The 18,575-nt window shown below is 59.8% G+C and carries 20 protein-coding genes; 8 read left to right on the forward strand and 12 right to left on the reverse strand.

The genetic code is table 11. The annotated features are described in order from the left end of the window. Positions 1-1,385, reverse strand: a 1,385-nt coding sequence (gene istA, locus AMM41_RS19470; RefSeq protein ID WP_194944888.1) for an IS21 family transposase, incomplete at its 3' end; no start/stop codon positions are given. A gap of 275 nt (positions 1,386-1,660) precedes the next feature. Between istA and AMM41_RS19475 the strand changes: the two genes are divergently transcribed. Continuing rightward, positions 1,661-2,626, forward strand: a complete 966-nt coding sequence (locus AMM41_RS19475) for a helix-turn-helix transcriptional regulator (RefSeq protein ID WP_089963308.1) — start codon at positions 1,661-1,663, stop codon at positions 2,624-2,626. Here the strand turns inward: AMM41_RS19475 and AMM41_RS19480 are convergent. Further along, complete coding sequence (locus tag AMM41_RS19480) at positions 2,612-3,190, reverse strand: macro domain-containing protein (protein WP_089963310.1); 579 nt, start codon at positions 3,188-3,190, stop codon at positions 2,612-2,614. The two genes, AMM41_RS19475 and AMM41_RS19480, sit on opposite strands and share 15 nt — an antisense overlap. An 85-nt stretch (positions 3,191-3,275) precedes the next feature. Between AMM41_RS19480 and AMM41_RS19485 the strand changes: the two genes are divergently transcribed. Continuing rightward, positions 3,276-4,922, forward strand: coding sequence for a nuclease-related domain-containing DEAD/DEAH box helicase (locus AMM41_RS19485; RefSeq protein WP_158273286.1), 1,647 nt, complete (start codon positions 3,276-3,278; stop codon positions 4,920-4,922). 216 nt (positions 4,923-5,138) lie between these two features. Here AMM41_RS19485 and AMM41_RS19490 read toward each other — a convergent pair whose 3' ends face one another. Both AMM41_RS19490 and AMM41_RS19495 read right to left on the reverse strand, forming a co-directional pair. Next, positions 5,139-5,423, reverse strand: coding sequence for a hypothetical protein (locus AMM41_RS19490; RefSeq protein WP_089963314.1), 285 nt, complete (start codon positions 5,421-5,423; stop codon positions 5,139-5,141). Between the two features lie 118 nt (positions 5,424-5,541). Beyond that, positions 5,542-6,435 (reverse strand): NYN domain-containing protein, encoded by an 894-nt coding sequence (locus AMM41_RS19495; protein WP_089963316.1) that lies wholly within the window; start codon positions 6,433-6,435, stop codon positions 5,542-5,544. 176 nt (positions 6,436-6,611) lie between these two features. On the opposite strand from AMM41_RS19495, the gene AMM41_RS19500 reads away from it, so the two are divergent. Then, the gene (locus tag AMM41_RS19500; RefSeq protein WP_228769370.1) at positions 6,612-7,337 is read left to right on the forward strand and encodes a CoA pyrophosphatase; all 726 of its coding nucleotides are present in this window, start codon (positions 6,612-6,614) and stop codon (positions 7,335-7,337) included. 7 nt (positions 7,338-7,344) lie between these two features. Next, a complete protein-coding gene (locus AMM41_RS19505; protein WP_089963318.1) occupies positions 7,345-8,304 on the forward strand; it encodes a CobD/CbiB family protein in 960 nt (319 codons plus the stop codon). A gap of 50 nt (positions 8,305-8,354) precedes the next feature. Here AMM41_RS19505 and rsgA read toward each other — a convergent pair whose 3' ends face one another. From rsgA to AMM41_RS19520, 3 genes are read right to left on the reverse strand one after another with little or no spacing between them, the layout of a single operon-like run. Continuing rightward, positions 8,355-9,347 (reverse strand): ribosome small subunit-dependent GTPase A, encoded by a 993-nt coding sequence (gene rsgA / locus AMM41_RS19510; RefSeq protein ID WP_089963320.1) that lies wholly within the window; start codon positions 9,345-9,347, stop codon positions 8,355-8,357. Next, a complete protein-coding gene (locus tag AMM41_RS19515) occupies positions 9,348-9,665 on the reverse strand; it encodes a 4a-hydroxytetrahydrobiopterin dehydratase (RefSeq protein ID WP_089963322.1) in 318 nt (105 codons plus the stop codon). Next, entirely contained in the window at positions 9,662-10,921 is a 1,260-nt protein-coding gene (locus tag AMM41_RS19520) for a M48 family metallopeptidase (RefSeq protein ID WP_089963324.1), read from the reverse strand. Before AMM41_RS19520 ends, AMM41_RS19515 begins: the two co-directional genes overlap by 4 nt. A gap of 89 nt (positions 10,922-11,010) precedes the next feature. On the opposite strand from AMM41_RS19520, the gene orn reads away from it, so the two are divergent. Both orn and AMM41_RS19530 read left to right on the forward strand, forming a co-directional pair. Beyond that, positions 11,011-11,595: an oligoribonuclease gene (gene orn, locus AMM41_RS19525; RefSeq protein ID WP_089963393.1), complete on the forward strand. Its 585-nt coding sequence runs from the start codon at positions 11,011-11,013 to the stop codon at positions 11,593-11,595. Positions 11,596-11,856: 261 nt separating this feature from the next. Then, a complete protein-coding gene (locus tag AMM41_RS19530) occupies positions 11,857-13,941 on the forward strand; it encodes a DEAD/DEAH box helicase (protein WP_089963326.1) in 2,085 nt (694 codons plus the stop codon). Between the two features lie 217 nt (positions 13,942-14,158). On the opposite strand, the gene rplS is transcribed toward AMM41_RS19530, so the two are convergent. The 4 genes from rplS to rpsP form a co-directional block, all read right to left on the reverse strand. Further along, positions 14,159-14,542 carry a 50S ribosomal protein L19 gene (rplS, locus tag AMM41_RS19535; RefSeq protein WP_062405559.1) on the reverse strand — a complete coding sequence of 128 codons (384 nt, stop codon included), beginning with the start codon at positions 14,540-14,542 and terminating at the stop codon, positions 14,159-14,161. 166 nt (positions 14,543-14,708) lie between these two features. Continuing rightward, positions 14,709-15,458 (reverse strand): tRNA (guanosine(37)-N1)-methyltransferase TrmD, encoded by a 750-nt coding sequence (gene trmD, locus AMM41_RS19540; protein ID WP_089963328.1) that lies wholly within the window; start codon positions 15,456-15,458, stop codon positions 14,709-14,711. Between the two features lie 28 nt (positions 15,459-15,486). Next, positions 15,487-16,104: a ribosome maturation factor RimM gene (rimM, locus tag AMM41_RS19545; RefSeq protein ID WP_089963395.1), complete on the reverse strand. Its 618-nt coding sequence runs from the start codon at positions 16,102-16,104 to the stop codon at positions 15,487-15,489. 16 nt (positions 16,105-16,120) lie between these two features. Continuing rightward, on the reverse strand, positions 16,121-16,372 hold the full coding sequence (rpsP, locus tag AMM41_RS19550) for a 30S ribosomal protein S16 (RefSeq protein ID WP_089963330.1): 252 nt from the start codon (positions 16,370-16,372) through the stop codon (positions 16,121-16,123). Positions 16,373-16,509: 137 nt separating this feature from the next. On the opposite strand from rpsP, the gene AMM41_RS19555 reads away from it, so the two are divergent. Further along, positions 16,510-17,031, forward strand: a complete 522-nt coding sequence (locus tag AMM41_RS19555) for a GNAT family N-acetyltransferase (protein WP_089963332.1) — start codon at positions 16,510-16,512, stop codon at positions 17,029-17,031. Positions 17,032-17,039: 8 nt separating this feature from the next. Next, entirely contained in the window at positions 17,040-17,486 is a 447-nt protein-coding gene (locus tag AMM41_RS19560) for a TM2 domain-containing protein (RefSeq protein WP_089963334.1), read from the forward strand. Between the two features lie 70 nt (positions 17,487-17,556). Here the strand turns inward: AMM41_RS19560 and AMM41_RS19565 are convergent, their stop codons facing one another. After that, positions 17,557-18,570 carry an inorganic phosphate transporter gene (locus AMM41_RS19565; RefSeq protein ID WP_089963336.1) on the reverse strand — a complete coding sequence of 338 codons (1,014 nt, stop codon included), beginning with the start codon at positions 18,568-18,570 and terminating at the stop codon, positions 17,557-17,559. Positions 18,571-18,575 lie beyond the last annotated feature (5 nt).

The raw sequence follows: 18,575 nt of genomic DNA on the forward strand, positions 1-18,575 counted from the left end.
GACGGTGCGGTAATAAGGACTGCCGTGGGCCATGGCGCGGTGGCAGGCCGCCTCCAAGACCTMTTGGTMAAGCCGATAACGCCTTGTGCGGCGCGCAAGCGCTCCACAATCTTGTCGCTGAGCAACCAGTCGATGACCTGCTGGCAGTGGGGTCCGACCTCGCTGGCTTGCTCGTCCAGCCACTGGCGGTCACGGCCAAAGAACCACTGCGCCTGGGGTGGCAAGTGGTCGGGGGTGGTCACGCGCTGGCCCTTGCGCTGTCCGCGCGGGTGGGTGGCCACCAGCACATGGCCCTCATACAGGGCTACACAACCGTCGTTGGCGCGCAGCCACAGCGCCTTGCCCACCAGGGCAAACGGGGCCGAATACATCACATGCTCGAACTTGACGTGGCAGTCCCGGTGCGGGGTGACGGGGTGCCAAACCCCCAAGTCCGGTACTTGCGCAGGCAGGGGTTTCAAAAACGGCTGCTCCAGCGCAAACAGCGCCAGGGGCTGCTGGCGTGTGGTGCCGTGGGTACGCTGTCCCGCCTCGTGCTGCACCCAGCTCTTGGCCTGGGCGTTCAGCTCGGCCAGGTCGCGGAACTCACGGGTGGCCAGGAAGTTGCCTTTGACGTACTTGACGCCCGACTCGACGATGCCCTTCTTCTGCGGGTCATGAGGCGGGCACGGGTCAATCTTGAAGTCATAGCCTTCGGCGCACTCGGCATACGAGCGCTGGACCTGGGGGTCAAAGCGACAGGCTTTGATGATGGCGCACTTGGCGTTGTCGATGATGACGCGCTCGGGCACCCCGTTGAACCACTCAAAGGCGCGGCGGTGGCAGCCCAGCCAAGTGGACACGGTCTGATCCCAGACGAACTCCAAGTACTGGTGGCGGGAGTGGCACAGCGTCATGACGAAGGCCCAAGTGCGGCGCATTTGGCCATCGGGGTGCATCAAGAAAGGGCCAGCGCCAAAGTCGACCTGTGCGGCCTCGCCGGGCTTGAAGGACAGGCGCACAGTCAGATCGGTGCGGGGCAACTCCTGTGCGATGTCCTGCATGAGGCGATAGACGGACGAGTAACTGCCTTGGAACTGGTGCTCGCGCACGAGGGCGGCGTGGATGGCTTTGCCCTCAACGCCAGCGGCCATCCAGCGGGTGACCGCCTCGCGCCAGGGCTGGGCTTTGGAGACGGTGCTGGCGGCGCGCTTGGGTTTTGGGGCCAGGCTTTGGGCGAAGGTGGGCACATCGGGCAATGGCGCGGAGGGTTCAAGCCAGCCCAAGCTGAGCGCCAGAGCGCGAAACTGGGCAACTTTGACGCGGCCCATGAGGCCCAGGCGTGCGATCTCGCGGTCACGGTCGCCTGCGCGCAGGCGAATGAGGACGTTTCGGAATTCATGCATCTCGATCTTTCTGCGGCCCATCCATCGCTCCTGAACAAAAGGTTCAGAAGGTAGCGATGGGCAGGGTTCGAGATGTCTGTTGAGCGCAGGCGGCTGGCTCCTATATGCCGAAATTCAGCTGGCCTGTAAGTGCCGAAAACGCACTGGCTCCTATATGCCGAAAACGGGGTGGCTCCTAAATGCCGAAAACGGATTGGCCTCTATATGGTGAAAAGTGACACACGGCGCACCAAGCCAGCGCATTAGACTGCTCAAAAATAGAACCTCACGCCGCCATGTCTGAAATCGACCGCCTGTACCGCTACAAAACCTTGCTCAGCAGTCGCCGGGCCATGTCGCGAGAAGACATCTTGAACGCGCTGGAAATTTCACCGGCCACCTTCAAACGCGACCTGGCCAAACTGCGTGACCGGCTCAACTCGCCCATCGTGTTTGACCGCGACCTGGGTGGCTACCGACTTGAAAAAGCCGACAACGCCACCGAGCTGCCGGGCTTTTGGTTCAGCCAGGACGAGATCCTCGCCCTCATGACCATCCAGAGCATGATCGAGCAGCTTGAACCCGGGCTGCTGGGCCCCAAACTTCAGCCCCTTCGCAAACGGCTGGACGACATGCTCACCCACCAAGGACTCGACCCACTGCTGTTGACGCAACGGGTACGGGCCGTACACGCTGGCAAGCGACACCTGCCGCTTTTGGCTTTTGAGCATGTGGCCAAAGCCACCTTCGAGCGCAAACAAGTGCGCATCCAGCACCACAACCGCATGAGCGGCCAGACCCTCGAGCGCGACATCTCACCGCAGCAACTCATCCACTACCGCGACAACTGGTATGCAGACGCCTGGTGCCACCTGCGCAAAGAAGTGCGCAGCTTCTCGATCGACGCCATCCAACATGCCACCGTGCTGGACAAGGACGCTAAAAACATTGACCTCCAAGCCATGCGACACCAGCTCGACGGGGGCTACGGCATCTTTGGCGGTAGCCCCAAAGATTGGGCCGAACTGCGCTTCAGCGCTGCCCGTGCAGGCTGGGTGCAACACGAAAGCTGGCACCCGCAACAGCAAGGTCTGCTGCACCCTGACGGCAGCTACACCCTGCGCCTGCCCTACGCCGACGAGCGCGAGTTGATGGGCGACATCTTGCGCTTTGGCGCAGAGGTCGAAGTGATGAAACCCATGGTCTTGCGTCACCAGGTGCAAACCGAAATCGCCCGCATGGCCGCGCTATACGGGCGCTGATACAGCCGCTGACTCGCCCTGCGAAGAAGTCAATGAAGCGGGCTGCGACACAACAAGCCCTGCAGCCCGCAGTGCACCCGTGTAAAGGTCGCGCAAAAACTCGCTGGCCACACACAGGCGCAAGCGCTGCAAGTGCGGCGCAGCATCCTCGGCACACGAGAGCACCTTGGCCATGATCTGAGCCGCCAGGATGGGCGGAAACGCAAACACCCCTGTGCCTATCGCAGGCAGGGCCATGGTGCGTATGTCGTTTTGGTGAGCGCCTTGAATGGCCGCTTGCAAGGCCTGCTCCAGAATGGCTGGCGCATCGTCGTGGTGGGTGTACGAAGCCGCACGGACATGGATCACCCAAAGGTTGGGCAAATTAAATCCCGGCGTGACCAAAAAAGCGCCATAGGCCAGCGGTGCAAAAGGCTTGCAATGCTCTTCCAGCTTGGGGCCTGCGGCGGTGTGAATGGCCCCCGCCACGCCCGAGCCCAAACGCAAATTGGCATTGGCACTGTTGACCACCGCCTCCACATCGGGCTGTTTAACGATATTTCCCACAACGACTTCGATCTTCATGGCTTAACTCCTTTGAACGATCGAATCTTGAACACCCACAGGCTCAAGGCGTGAGCTATCCAAAATGGGCGTGCCAAAATTGCCCATGGCCCGAATTCACCCCAGCTTCCCACTGCACGCCCCTGCCCACCTGGGTGGCTACCGAGAACGCGACATTTTGCGCACACTGCAATACGGTTTGCCTGATGCGTTTGACGTGTTCCACAACCTGTCCTGGTCGGGCATGCAAGGCCATCAGCAAAGCTTTGGCGAATACGACTTCGTCATCGTCTCGCCCGGCGGGCAACTGCTCATTGTCGAAGTCAAAGCTGGCGACGTGAACGACAGCGAAAACGGTCTGACCAAACACTACACACGCCAAGGCCCCAAAGACATCGGCCACCAAATGCGGCGCATGCATTCAAGTTTTCTGCAGCGCATGGACAACGGCGATCTGCCACAAGTCCATGTGGGTGCACTGCTGGTGCTGCCCGACTTTCGCATGCAAGGCCCCATCGTCGGCTACCCGCCTGAGCGCATTGTCGATGCCACTCAGATCGACCAGCTCTGCCACACCATCCGCCAAAGCTTTACGCCCCACACACTGCCCGCCGACCAACGTCAACGCGTGCTGGACTTTCTGGCCAACCGCTTTGACGTAACGCCCGACGTGGCCACACACATTGGGCAATTGCAACACGCCACCACCCAACTGGCCAACGGCCTGGCCAGCTGGGTACCGCGCATCACACACGCCGACCAGCTCTACCAAATCGAAGCCACCGCAGGCTCAGGCAAAACACAGCTGGCCCTGGCCCTGCTGCGCCAAGCCGTGGCCCAAGGCCACAAAGCCCGCTATGTGTGCTTTAACCGCCCACTGGCGGACCACCTGGCCCGCCTGGCCCCGGCCAGCTGCGAAGTCACCACCTTCCACCAACTGTGCCGCGACCACGCCGAACGCCAAGGCCACACCCTGGACTTTGCAGACCCCCAAGTGTTTGCCCGCATGACGCAGCAATACCTGCAAGACGCCGCCACCCTGCCCGCCCGCCTGGGCCTGCTGATCCTGGACGAATCACAAGACCTGGACCTGGCCTGGGTCGACGCCCTGTCGCAAGCCCTGCTGCCCGAAGGCCAGCTGTATGTGATGGGCGACAGCCAGCAACAGCTGTACGAGCGCGAAGCCTTTGCGCTCGGCAGTGCCGTGCAAGTGCGCTGCATGGACAACTTCAGAAGCCCCCAACGCGTGGTGCAGATGATCAACCGCCTGCAACTCACCCCCGAGCCCGTGCTGGCCCGCAGCGCCCACACCGGAGAGCTGCCGCACTTCCATGTATGGGAGTCTGGCCTGAGCAGCGCACAAGGCCAACTGAACCAATGCCTGAAGCAGCTGTGGCAAAGCGGCTACACACCAGAACAAGTGGCCGTCATCAGTTACCGGGGTGTCCAGCAATCTGAAGCCCTGCGCCAAGACCGCTTGGGCGGGCACGCCACACGGCGCTTTACGGGCCAATACGACAACGCAGGCAACCCGCTGTGGCGCGATGGCCCGCTGCTGGTTGAAAGCCTGTACCGCTTCAAAGGCCAAAGCGCCCCCGCCGTGGTGCTGTGCGAAGTCGACTTTGAAACCCTGACCGAGCGCGACCAACACAAACTCTTTGTCGGCCTCACCCGGTCACAAATGCGTGTGGATGTGGTGCTGAGCGAACGGGCGGCGAGGGCGCTGGCCGAGTGCTTGTCGAATACACCTTGACGCCTGACTTTTACAGCAGTTCAGAACTCAATCACAAAGGACGGTTTCGGTCTGCCCCAGACAACCCATGATGGGCGCTGGGCTGAATTGATCGGTATGAGATCCTCACCGTCGTGGCGACAGGTGGTGGGTTGTGGGGCGTCATCGCGACGAGGGCATCGCTGCTACAAAAAAATCTACAGCCCCAACCAAGCTTGGCTTAAACGTGGCAAGCCTTCAGGCGCGACCCGTCATTTGTGCACCTGAGCCGAGCGACAGCATTTCAAGCCGGTTCAAAGCGCCCAAGGCCTGAACGGCTTTGCGGGTTGCGCTGGGCACATTGCCACCGCTGGCCCGCAAATAATGGAGCGCCATGGCCAGCGCGTTTTCTGCCTCTTGGTGCATCGCCAACGTGAAATGGTCTTGTGGCAAAGCGCCCGCTGTTGAGCCAATGGCTTGCGGCGTGAAGTGTGCTGCTGTTGTCATGACTTGCTGCTCCAGTTGGAAGATGTTTGATCGCATGGTCAGAATTTAGCAGCCTCAAAGTTATTTTTGTTACTTTAATGACTATTAATTGCAACAAATTGATAACAAGAAAAACCTTCCTGCAAGCACTGGCTCAACGGGGCGCGTGACGGTCTCAATCCTCGATGTCGGGGGGCAAACCGTCGCCCACCAGGGCGGGAGCAGCCGGCTCAGACACCACGGCACGCAAGGTTTCGCGCAACATTTTCTTTTCAGGCAGGCTCAAGGCCCGTGCCAAACGGTGACGCATGCGCAGCAGCAATTGACGGTCCACCTCTTGCGGAATGCCTCGGCTGATCATCAAGGCTTCTTTCAAGTCTTCGCGCAAGTCCTCGGGTTCGTCGGCCCACCATGCGGTGATGACTTCGTGCATGGATTTGCGCAGTTCTTCCACGTCTTCAACGGCCAGTCCCATGCCGGTGGGCATCTTGCCTTGCAGCATCTCGGCCAGGGCCTGTGAGTTGACCACCACGCGGCGGTCGGCCTGGGCCAAGAGCCTGGCCCAACCTGGATCGGTGCGCACCATTTGCGGCATGTTGCGGGCCGACTCGTCGGCCAGCAAATGCACGCTCACGCCGCTGAGCTGGGCTTCATCAATGGTGGCCAAAAACCGTTCATCGTCGCTGGCCACCAGCACATGGTCGCAGGCATGGTGCTCGGCCAGTTGCTTGAGGTCATGGCCCAAAGAGCGAAGCAAAGAAGCGCCGCCGTCGGCGTCGTGGGCTTGCACCAGCCGAACGATCTGATCATCAATCACCAGCCCATCCGAGCGGTCGCTGTACCAATAAATGCGTTTCAAATCAACGTCCAAGGCCGACTGCGAAAGCGCCTGCGACAACAAACCGAGCAGCCCCTGGCGGTTGACCGTCTCGCCTGTAGCACCCATGGCACCTTGCTGCGCCATCCAAATCAAAAAGCGCCCGTCAATCAGGGCCATGCAAGTACCGCTGCGGTGTTCGCCAAAGCGGCGTTCAGGACGGGCGTCGTGGGAAAAATAATCGCGTTTCATGGATTGACCTATTTGAATATGAAAAATAAAGCCGCTAAAGAATGCGGCTGTTACATTCTAAAGCCTGACCTCTGTCTCGATGAACCCAAGGCCATGTTGGGTGACATGCCTCACATCGGTGTTGAGATGGGCCATCAAGGTCTTGCAAGCTGCAAGGTCGGTTATAAATCACCCCTGTGCCTAAACCTTTGAACTTTGACCCCCGCACCGTCCCTTTTTGGCGAGTGGACCACGACATGCCTGCGGTATCGCCTGAGCTGTTGCACCCCGATGCCTTGAGGGCCCGGTTTCAGCAAAACCTGGCTTGGCAGCCTGAAGTGGAGCGCGAACCGTCCTTTTCTGACCGAACACCGGCCAAAGCGGCGGTGCTTGTGCCGATTGTGATGCGGGGTGCACACGCCACAGAGCCCACCCTTTTGTTGACGCGCCGTGCGGCCCACATGTCCACACACTCGGGGCAAATTGCCTTTCCGGGTGGCAAAGTGGACCCGGAGGATGCCGACATGCAAGCCACCGCGCTGCGCGAAGCCCAAGAAGAGGTCGGACTGCACCCGCGCCATGTGCAGGTCTTGGGTGAATTGCCTCTGTATGTCACCGGGACCGCGTTTTGGGTGACGCCTGTGGTGGCCTTGGTCACACCGGATTTTGACCTGACGCCCAACCGGGATGAGGTGGACGATGTGTTTGAGGTGCCTTTGTCTTTTTTGATGAACCCAGCGCACCACAGACGCCACAACGTGGACTGGCAAGGCAGCCAAAGAACGTGGTTTTCCATGCCTTACCTTGAGCACCAACATTTACCGTCGGGGGAAGTGCAGACTCACGAGCGGTACATTTGGGGCGCAACAGCGGCCATGCTGCGCAATTTCTACCGTTTTTTGGCCGCCAACCCGAACCCCTGAGGAAACCATGAGTTTTTTTGCCATTTTGCTGGCCTTGGTGCTCGAACAAGCGCGACCCTTGAAGACCCACAACCTGGTCTTCACCACCATTGGGCGATGGGCCGCCTGGGTTGCCCGCACCTTTGACGCGGGCACACGTCAACAAGCCTGGATCACATGGGGCATCGCGGTCATTGGCCCTGCATTGTTGAGCATGCTGGTTCACTGGGGATTGGAATTTGGCTTGGGGTGGTTCATGGCCGTCCTCTGGAACGTGGCTTTGCTTTATCTGACCTTGGGCTTTCGCCAATTCAGCCACCATTTCACGGGCATTCGGGAAGCCCTGGAAAACAGCGAAGAAAACAAGGCGCGTGAACTGCTGGCCGAATGGCAGCAGGTGCAGGTGGGGCAAATTCCGCGCAGCGAAATTGTGCGACACGTCATCGAATACTCCATGGTGGCCGCGCATCGGCATGTGTTCGGCGTGTTCTTTTGGTATGCCGTGTTGTCCATCATTGGCCTGGGGCCTGTCGGTGCGGTGGTTTACCGTTTGACCGAATTTGTGCAGCGCAAATGGCCCATGTCGGCCAACCCCAACACCGTGTCCAGTGAAGTTCTGTGTGCTGTGGCCGCCCGCGCATGGGTGGCCATGGATTGGTTGCCGTCGCGCATGACCGCGCTGGGCTTTGCGATTGTGGGCAGTTTTGAAGAGGCCATGGATGGCTGGCGAAACCACGCGCAAAATTTTCCCGAAGACAACGATGGTGTGATTTTGGCGGCCACGGCGGGGGCCATCAACATCCGACTCGGGGGCGCATCCCTTCAATCCAGCGATGACGACAGCGCTGTCTCCTCGGACAGCAGCAGCACGCCCGGTCGCTCGCCCGAGATTGCTCACTTTGCCCAAGTGGTCGGTTTGGTTTGGCGCACAGTGATCATGTGGTTGGTGCTGGTGGCCTTGCTCACCATGGCCAATTTGGTCGGTTAGTCACCCGTGTACGGCCTGGCTTCGGGCAGAACGCCCAGAGCCTGAACCGTTCACCAGCGCTGCTGGCCCAATTCCTCAAACAGCTGCGCGTAAATGCGGTGACGGCGCACGCTGATGGTGCCGGGGTGCTGCTCGGTTTCAACCTGCGCCAACACGGCGCAACCGGGCTCGTGCAAATGCGTGCAGTTGTAGAACTTGCAGCCGCCCAAGTGCTTTCGCAAATCGGGCATGCAGTCGGCCAGGCGGGTGGGCTCGATGTGGTGCAGGCCAAACTCCTGAAAACCGGGTGAATCGATCAAGGCGGTGCGTGCAGCGCCCGTTTCAGCACCCTCTTGAGCAAGCCCGTCCAGCGCGGGCACCCAGTACCAACGCGTGCTGGTGGTGGTGTGCTTGCCCGAGTTGAGGGCCAGAGAAATTTCACCCGTCTCGACCAGCGCACCGGGTACCAAACGGTTGATCAGCGTGCTTTTGCCACTGCCCGACGGGCCCAGCACCAAGGTGGTCAGGCCTTGCAAATGCTTGCACAAGGCGGCCACGCCATCGTCGGCCACCGGGCTGCGCGGGCTCAGGCTGATGGGCATGACGCTGTAGCCCATGGCGCGGTAAGGGGCCAGGCGCTCCCAAGCTTGGGCAAAGGGCTGGGCCAGGTCGCTTTTGTTGAGCGCGATGATGGGCGTGATGCGCTCGGCCTCGGCGGCCACCAAGGCGCGCGAGAGTTGGCTTTCTGAATACTCGGGGTCGGCCGCGATCAGGATCAGCACGCGGTCCAGGTTGGCCGCAAAAGATTTGGTGCGGATTTCGTCTTGCCGGTAGAACAGGTTGCGGCGCTCTTGCAGTTTTTCGATGCTGCCCTCGTCGCCTGCGATTTGCCACAGCACCTGGTCACCCACCACCACCTGGTTTTTCTTGCCCCGGGGGTGGCAAATCAGGCGTCGGCCTTCGGGGGTTTCGACCAGGCAGTGGCGGCCATAAGTGGCGACCACCAAACCCGGCTCCAGATCGAGGGCCTGGGGCAAGGCCGGGCGTGTTTTGGGTTTGTTCATTCAGGCTTTTGCCGCTAACAAGGCGTCGGTCTGGGTGGCCGCCTCAAAATCAAGTCGGCTCAGGCCGCGCACATCGTGCGTGTTCCAGCGAACCACACATCGTTTGTAAGTCAAGACCAGCTCGGGGTGATGGTTGAGCTTTTCAGACAACCAACCCACGCTGTTGACGAAGAGCAAAGCATGTGTGTGGCTGTCAAATTCAAAGGTCTTTTCAATAGCAACGTTCTCACCATCGCCCGACAAACGCCAGCCCGGAATCTGGCCCAGCGCCATGATCACTTCGGTGGGTTTGAGGGCCCTGACTTCTGGGGTGCTCATGCGGTTTTCATCCTCAGCAAACGCTCGCTGGCCGGGGGGTGCGAATAATAAAACTTCACATACCAAGGGTCGGGCGTGAGGGTCGAGGCATTGTCTTGGTACAGCTTGAGCAAGGCCGAAGACAAGTCCTTGCCCGGGGTTTGCGACACCGCATAGGCATCGGCCTCGAACTCTTGCTGGCGCGAACGCCACGAAGACACGGGCGCAAAGAACAAGGTGAACACGGGTGTGACCAGCATGAACAAGACCAGCGCCAGGGCATCGTTGCTGCCCGACAAATTCGGCATCACGCCCAGACCTGTGTAAAACCAAACCTGCTGCGCCAGCCAGCCCAGCAAGGCCAAACCGGCCAACGTCATGGCAAAGCTGGTCGCCATCATCTTGACGATGTGTTTGTGCTTGAAGTGACCCAGCTCATGGGCCAGCACCGCTTCCATTTCTGCCGGGCTCAGTTGCTTGAGCAAGGTGTCAAAAAACACCACGCGCTTGCTGGCCCCAAAGCCTGTGAAAAACGCATTGGAATGCGCCGAGCGGCGGCTTCCGTCCATCACAAAAAAACCTTTGGCGGTGAAGCCTGCGCGTTGCATCAGGCCCTGCACGCGGGCCTTGAGCGACTCGTCTTCCAAGGGCGTGAATTTGTTGAAGAGCGGCATGATCACATTCGGCGCAATGGCCATCAAAAACAACTGCCAGCCCACCAACACCCCCCAGGCCCACAGCCACCACCATTGCCCCCCGGCTTGCATGAGCCACAGCACCACCCACAAAAGCGGCAGGCCCAGCACCAAACCCAGCGCCAGGCCCTTGGCCATGTCGCCCAGCCACAAAGCCGGTGTGATCTTGTTGAAACCAAAGCGCTGCTCCACGCCAAAGGTTTGCATGAGCGACAGGGGCAATCCAATCAGACCGCCGACCAGCGTGAAGCCCAGCACCAGCGCGACTTGCTGCGTCATGCCCGGGCCCATCCAGCCCAGCAGCACCTGGTTGAGCGCATCGAGCCCGCCCAGCAGCGTCCAGCCCAGCAGCACGGCGGCATCCAGGGCAATGTCAATCTGCGACAAACGCGCTTTGGCCAAGGTGTAATCGGCCGCTTTTTGGTGGTCGGTCAAGGTCATGGTGTCGGTATAAGCCTGCGGCACCGCATCGCGGTGGCGGGCCACATGCCGCACCTGGCGGGCGTTCAGCCAGAACTTGAGCGCCACATGGGCCAGCAAGGCCACCACCAGAGTCAGGGTCAAAGTCAGGGAAGCATTCATCGCTGTATTGTAGAAGCGGCCTTGTCTGGCTGAGCTTGGCAAGGGCTTGTGTGCCCGTGCAGCGGGCCAGCATCAGCGACAATCTGCGCATGTCTGATGTGAACACCACCCCCCAAGAAGCCGCAGAGCTGCCCAAGTCCGACCAAAACCTGGTCTGGATCGATTGCGAGATGACCGGCCTGGACCCTGAAAAAGAGCGCCTGCTGGAGATCGCCGTCATCGTGACTGGCCCGCACCTCACGCCCCGCATCGAAGGGCCTGTGCTGGTGATTCACCAAAGCGACGAGCTGCTCAACCAAATGGACAAGTGGAACAAGGGCACCCACGGCAAAAGCGGCTTGATCGACAAGGTCAAAGCCTCCACGACCAGCGAAGCCGATGCCGAAGAACAGATCCTCGCGTTCTTGAAAAAATACCTGCCCAAGAGCGCGTCACCGCTGTGCGGCAACACCATCAGCCAGGACCGGCGTTTTCTGGTCAAGTTCATGCCCAAGCTGGAAGCGTTTTTCCACTACCGGAATTTGGATGTGAGTACGCTCAAAGAACTGTCACGCCGCTGGAAGCCCGAGGTGTATGCCAACTTCAAGAAGCAGCAAAAGCACACCGCCTTGGCCGATGTGCACGAATCCATCGACGAATTGGCGCATTACCGCGAGCATTTCATCCGACTGTGATTTTTTTCAGGGAAAACCCTAGCGTTTTTTCTTGATCCGTGCCATAATAGTGGGCTTGCTGCATTTCAGGTGCGGCATTTCTTACATCTCCCTTCATGCCTTGACCCAACGATAGGGTCACTCACATCGGCCAGGCTCCACGCCCAGCGCCCTCGCGAGCACCGTTTGATGGTTGATGTTTTTTCAACCTTGCGGTGCTAAGACCTTATGCAACAGCTTTCTGTTGGCGGTCGTTGTTCCGTGCGAGTTTTTTATACACACATGACTGACACTTTGAACCCAGTGCAGAGCGACTTGTCGCCTGCCGAAATCACATCCATGGCCACCGAGTCGACTGCACAAGCTGCAGCAAGCAACTTGGCCCTCGAAATCATGGCCGCCGCTGCAGCCGAAATCACCCCCGAGCCAGCCGCTGAAGTCGCGACTGAAGCAGCCGAAGAAGTGGAAGCCGTCGCCGACGTGCCCAATGGCTTCATCGAACTGGGCCTGGCCCCTGAGCTGGTGCAAGCCGTGGCCGATCTGGGTTACACCCAACCCACCGCCGTGCAATTGCGTGCCATTCCTTTGGCACTGCCCACTGCGGGCGGCTCCAAGGACGGCAAGTCCAATGGCTACACCGACCTGATGGTCTCCAGCCAAACCGGCAGCGGCAAAACCGCCGCCTTCTTGTTGCCCGTGCTGCACACGCTGATCCAGCAAATGGCCGAACAAGAAGCCGCCGAACGCGCTGAATTTGAACAAGCCTGCGCCGACGCTGCCGCCAAGGGCGAGCCCGCCCCCAAGCGTGCCAAGCGCAAAGACCCCACCAACCCACGCAACTTCAAGGCCCCAACACCCGGCGCCCTGATCCTTTGCCCTACACGTGAATTGGCCCAACAGGTGGCACAAGACGCCATCGAGCTGGTCAAGCACACACGCGGTCTGCGCGTGGCCAACGTGGTTGGCGGCATTCCTTACCAGCTGCAAATTGCCAAGCTGCAAAACGCCAACCTGGTCGTGGCCACCCCCGGCCGTTTGCTCGACCTGCAACGCTCCATGCAGATCAAGCTGGACCAAGTGCAGTTTTTGGTGGTGGACGAAGCCGACCGCATGCTTGACCTGGGCTTCTCGGACGACTTGGCCGACATCAACGACATGACCAGCCAGCGTCGCCAGACCATGATGTTCAGCGCCACGTTTGCGCCGCGCATTCAGCAACTGGCCATGCGCGTGATGCACGACGGTGGTTCTTCGGTCCAGAAAATCCAGATCGACAACCCCCAGGAAAAGCACAACAACATCAAGCAGGTGCTGTTCTGGGCCGACAACGCCCAACACAAGCGCCAGATGCTGGACCACTGGTTGCGTGACGCCACGATCGACCAAGCCATCGTTTTCTCCAGCACCCAAATCGAGTGCGACGGCTTGGCCGCTGACCTGCAGCAAGACGGCTTCTCGGCTGTGGCCCTGCACGGCGCCCTGAGCCAGGGCATGCGCAACCGCCGCCTGATGGCGCTGCGCAATGGGCAAGTCCAGATCCTGGTCGCCACCGACGTGGCCGCACGCGGCATCGACGTGCCCACCATCACCCACGTCTTCAATTTCGGCTTGCCGATGAAGGCCGAGGACTACACCCACCGCATTGGCCGCACAGGCCGTGCAGGCCGCGATGGCCTGGCTGTGACCTTTGCCGAAATCCGTGACCGCCGCAAAATCGGTGACATCGAGTCCTACACACGCCAGCCCTTCAAGGCCGAAGTGATTCCAGGCCTCGAGCCCAAAGTGCGCATGCCCGAAGCCCGCAAGCCCATGGGCCGTGGCGGTGACCGTTTTGGTGGCGAGCGCAACTACGCCAATGCTGGCGGTGGTTTCCGTGGTGGCCGTCCCGCCCCCGGTGGCCGCGACTTCGGTGGCAACCGTGACCGCGACAACGGTGGTGGCTTTGACAACCGCGCCCCGCGTGGCAATTTCCGCGACGAGCAGCCCCGCTTTGAGCAGCGCAGCGAACCCCGCTTCGATGCCCGCAAAGAGGGTGGCCGTTTTGACGCCCCACGCGGTGAGCACCGCGGTGGTGATCGCTTTGAACAGCGCGGCGCACCTGCGCACCCTTGGGACAAGGGCGACAGCCGCCCTGCCCCACGCCAAGACGCTCGCCAGGACGGTCCACGTCAAGGTGGCCGCTGGGAAGACCGTGGTGGTGACAACCGCAACGCCGCCCGTCCTGCCCCACGCGGCGCGGCAGGTGCAGGCGACAAGTTTGCACGCGGCCCCAAGCAGTTTGGTGCCAGCAACTTCAAGCCCCATGCAGCAGGCGAAGGCCCTGCCAAGCGCGGTGGCACCCGTGTGCTGAAAATCACGCGCGGTTGATGGACAGGGCGTTCAGACGCCTCTAGCGCTCTGGGCTTGATATGGCCCTGAGTCGCCCAAACTTGAAAGCCTTGCAGCCCATGCAAGGCTTTTTTTTGGGCTGCGCATATGGGGCCCGTGCAGCTTGTTCAAGACAAAGTCTGTGCTATGGCACAAGGCACAAAAAAACCGCCCTGGGCGCAAACCCGGGCGGTTTTTTTGTATGGCCGAGAAGGCTTTACGCTTTGGCAGCAGGAGCTGCTTTGCGCTGAGGCAACTTTTCTTTGATACGTGCCGACTTGCCGCTGCGGTCACGCAGGTAGTACAGCTTGGCGCGGCGGACATCACCACGACGCTTGACTTCGATGCTCGCGATCACGGGGCTGTAGGTTTGGAACGTACGCTCCACGCCTTCGCCACTGGAAACCTTGCGCACAGTGAAGCCGCTGTTCAGGCCACGGTTACGCTTGGCGATCACAACACCTTCGTAAGCTTGGACACGCTTGCGCGCACCTTCCACCACGTTGACGCTGACGATCACGGTGTCGCCGGGGGCAAATTCAGGAATCACTTTACCCAAACGGGCAATTTCTTCCTGCTCAAGAGTTTGAATCAAATTCATTTTTTGAACTCCGTCCGATCATGCCTCGCTACACAAGGGGCGTTTTGTGCTGTAAAGGCCATGCTTGAAACATGACTGAGCCAAATCGCGGCGGGTAGAGGATCGAAAAGCCTTTGATTATAACTTTTTCACAAGGCTTAGCAACACCTTGAGGCATTGCTGTGCATCAAAGAAGCTTCAGGCAGGCTTCATCTTGACGACTAAGACGGCCCGCCACACGGGCTTGCTCGACCAGCTCAGGGCGGTGCAAGGCCGTCAGGCGCAGGCTTTGCTCACGTCGCCAGCGTTCAATGTTGGCATGGTGGCCAGACATCAACGGCGCGGGAACAGCATGGCCTTGCCACACTTCGGGTCGGGTGTAATGGGGGCTATCGAGCAAACCATCGAGCGCCGGATTGAAACTGTCGAGTTGGTGGCTGCCCTCGTCATTGAGCACGCCCGGCTGCAAACGGGCCACCGCGTCCAGCAAAGCCATGGCCGCGATTTCGCCACCCGAGAGCACGAAGTCACCCAGACTGATTTGCAGGTCAACATGGTGGTCAATGAAGCGCTGGTCCACGCCTTCGTAGCGACCGCACAGCAGCACAGCGCCAGCACTGTTTGACCATTGCGCCACAGCGGTATGGTTGAGCGCCTGTCCAATCGGTGAGAACAACACCAAGGGTGCGGGCTGCTCTTCTTGTCGCTCAGCACGAATGGCCATCAGGCACTTGAACAAGGGCTCGGCCAGCATAACCATGCCCGGACCACCACCAAAAGACCGGTCATCCACCCGGCGGTAATGGCCTTCGGCATGGTCGCGGGGATTCCACAAACGCACATCGACCAAACCACTTTCGTAAGCGCGGCGTGTGATGCCACTGGTCAACAGCGGTGCAAACAGCTCGGGAAACAGGGTGATGATGTCAAAGCGCATGGGGATGGCCCTCCACGGCCGGGGCGGCTCAGTAGTCGGGCTGCCAGTCGACCGTGATGCGCTTGCCTGGCAAATCAACGCCATCAACAAAAGCCGCCACAAAAGGAATCATGCGCTCGACAGCTTTACCGCCTTCAACCTCAGGATGATCTTCGATGACCAGCACCGTTTGCGGGCCGGTGGACATGAGGTCGCGCACCTGACCCAAATTCACACCTTCGCGGTTGAGCACTTGCAGTCCGATCAGATCGACCCAGTAATACTCGCCGTCGGCCGCAGTGGGAAAACTTGAACGGGGCACAAAAATGCGTGCGCCACGCAAAGCCTCTGCGGCATTGCGGTCGTTGATGTCGTGGGCAGTGGCCACGATGGTGTCGGAATGGTCTTTGGACTCTTTGATAAGCAGCAGCAAAGGTTCTGTCCATGCGGCAGCCTCAGACTTGGCGGCAGCAGCTTCCGTGGGCCGCTTGGGTTTCATGGGCCGATCGGGCGGCAACAAAAACCAGCGCTTGGAAGAAAAAAGCGCCTCGGGCGAGGCGCTGTGGGGCAAGACCTTGAACCAGCCTTTGATGCCCCAAGCATCGGCAATGCGTCCAACCTCAATCGCGTCAGCGGGCAGAGCCGCCGTCTCTAATGGGGGTCGCATCACCAACATCAGCCGATCAGGCAGCAGCTTTGCCAGCTTGACGGATCAGGCGTTCGACAGTGGGGGAAGCTTGAGCACCAACGCCTTGCCAGTAAGTCAGGCGGTCTTGTGCAATGCGCAGACCTTCTTCGCCGCCTTTGGCTGTGGGGTTGTAGAAACCGATGCGCTCGAGGAAGCGACCATCGCGACGCACGCGCTTGTCGGCGACGACGATGTTGAAGAAAGGACGTGCTTTAGAGCCGCCGCGGTTCAAACGAATAACAACCATGATTTATCCTTGGGTGGTTGGGTTTCTCCAGAACAAATGCTGGGAAGCCCGTTTTCTTTCAGCGTTTGAGACACGCAACTGGCCACCCGGCCAGTGACACACTGAAAAGCCCACCATTATACAACGGGAGCCTTGACTTGCCACTCATCCGACCCAGCCGTGACGAAGATGTCGCGGCCATCACCGCCATTTACCGCCACCATGTGCTCAACAGCACAGGCACCTTCGAGATCGATCCGCCAACCGAGGCCGACATGGCCAGTCGCCGCGCCGAGGTGCTGTCCAAGGGTTTTCCGTATCTGGTGATCGAAGAGGGAGGCCGCCTGATGGGTTTTGCGTATTGCAATGTGTTCAAGCCCCGTGCGGCTTACCGATTTTGTGCCGAAGACTCGATTTACCTGGCCCCAGACGCCCACCGCAAGGGCATGGGCAAAGCTTTGTTGGCCGAGTTGTGCGCCCAAGCCGAACGCGCAGGGGTGCGCAAGTTTTTGGCTGTTATCGGTGACTCGGCCAATGCGGGGTCCATCGGTGTGCACACCGCCTTGGGTTTCAGCCACGTCGGCGTGCTCAAGTCCTGCGGCTGGAAGTTTGGGCGCTGGCTTGATATTGTGATGATGGAAAAGCCTTTGGGCGCTGGCGACAGCACGGCTCCGCAATAATCAGCCCCATGAAAAACAAAACAATTGCCACTTGGTTGACTTTTTTTACCGGCCCCTTGGGGCTGCACCGCTTTTACCTTTATGGTTTCAGCGACATGCTGGGCTGGTTGCTGCCCATTCCCACCGCTTTGGGGTTTTATGGGCTGGAGCGTGTGCAGCAATTTGGCCAGGACGACACACTCAGCTGGATGCTGATTCCTTTGCTGGGCTTCACCATGGCCGGCTGCGCTTTGAACGCGATTGTTTATGGCCTGACTTCAGTTGAAAAATGGAATGCCAAATTCAACCCCCAAAGTGAAGCACTCCACCCAGCTGGCCGCACCCACTGGGGCACGATCATTGGCATCGCAGTGGCCTTGCTTTTGGGCACCACCGTGTTGATGGCCAGCCTGGTGTTCAGCTTTCAGCGTTATTTTGAATACCAGATCGAAGCGGCCCGCCTGATCAGCCAATGAAAAAAGCCGCCCGATCGGTGCATTCGGGCGGCTTTCTCAAAAACAGCCGAGCAGCTGCACGCTCGTGCAATCAATCAAAGACCCGGAAACTCACCCAGTAGGCCAAGGCGGCCACAAAAGCACTGGCCGGAATGGTCAAGACCCATGCCCACACAATGTTGCCCGCCACACCCCAGCGCACGGCGCTGGCCCGCTGGGTAGAGCCCACGCCCACAATGGCCCCTGTGATGGTGTGGGTGGTCGACACCGGAATACCCAGTGTGGTGGCCAAAAACAAGGTCATGGCACCGCCCGTTTCGGCACAAAAGCCGCCCACAGGTTTGAGCTTGGTGATTTTCTGACCCATGGTCTTGACGATGCGCCAGCCGCCAAACATGGTGCCCAAACCAATCGCCAAGTAGCAACTCACGATGACCCAACCCGGGGGCGAAGCATCAGCCGTGGTGGCATAGCCCGTGGAAATCAACAGCAACCAGATGATGCCGATGGTTTTTTGCGCATCGTTGCCGCCATGCCCCAGACTGTAGGCCCCGGCAGACACCAGCTGCAAGCGACGGAACCACTTGTCCACCTTGGACGGCCGGGCACGCCTGAAGAGGTGAGCCACGGCCACCATCATCAGGGAACCCAGCAAAAAGCCGAGCAAAGGCGATACAAAAATGAAGGCCACGGTTTTCATGATGCCCGTTGAAATCAAGGCCCCTGCCCCGGCTTTGGCGATGACGGCGCCCACAATGCCGCCGATCAGGGCGTGCGATGAGCTGCTGGGGATGCCGTAATACCAGGTGATCACGTTCCAGGTGATGGCCCCCACCAGCGCACCAAACACCACATGCGTGTCGACCACACCGGGTTGCACGATGCCTTTGCCCACGGTGGCGGCCACGCTCAAGTGAAAAACAAAAATGGCGATGAAGTTGAAGAAGGCAGCAAACACCACCGCCTGCCCCGGCTTGAGCACCCCCGTGGAGACCACCGTTGCAATGGAGTTGGCCGCATCATGAAAGCCGTTCATGAAGTCAAAAATCAGGGCCAGGGCGACCAGCAAGATCACCACCCACAGGGCCGCTTGTACGGTTTCCATAGTCA

It is taken from the genome of Limnohabitans sp. 2KL-3 (genome assembly GCF_001269405.1).
Taxonomy (GTDB): Bacteria; Pseudomonadota; Gammaproteobacteria; order Burkholderiales; family Burkholderiaceae_C; genus Limnohabitans_A.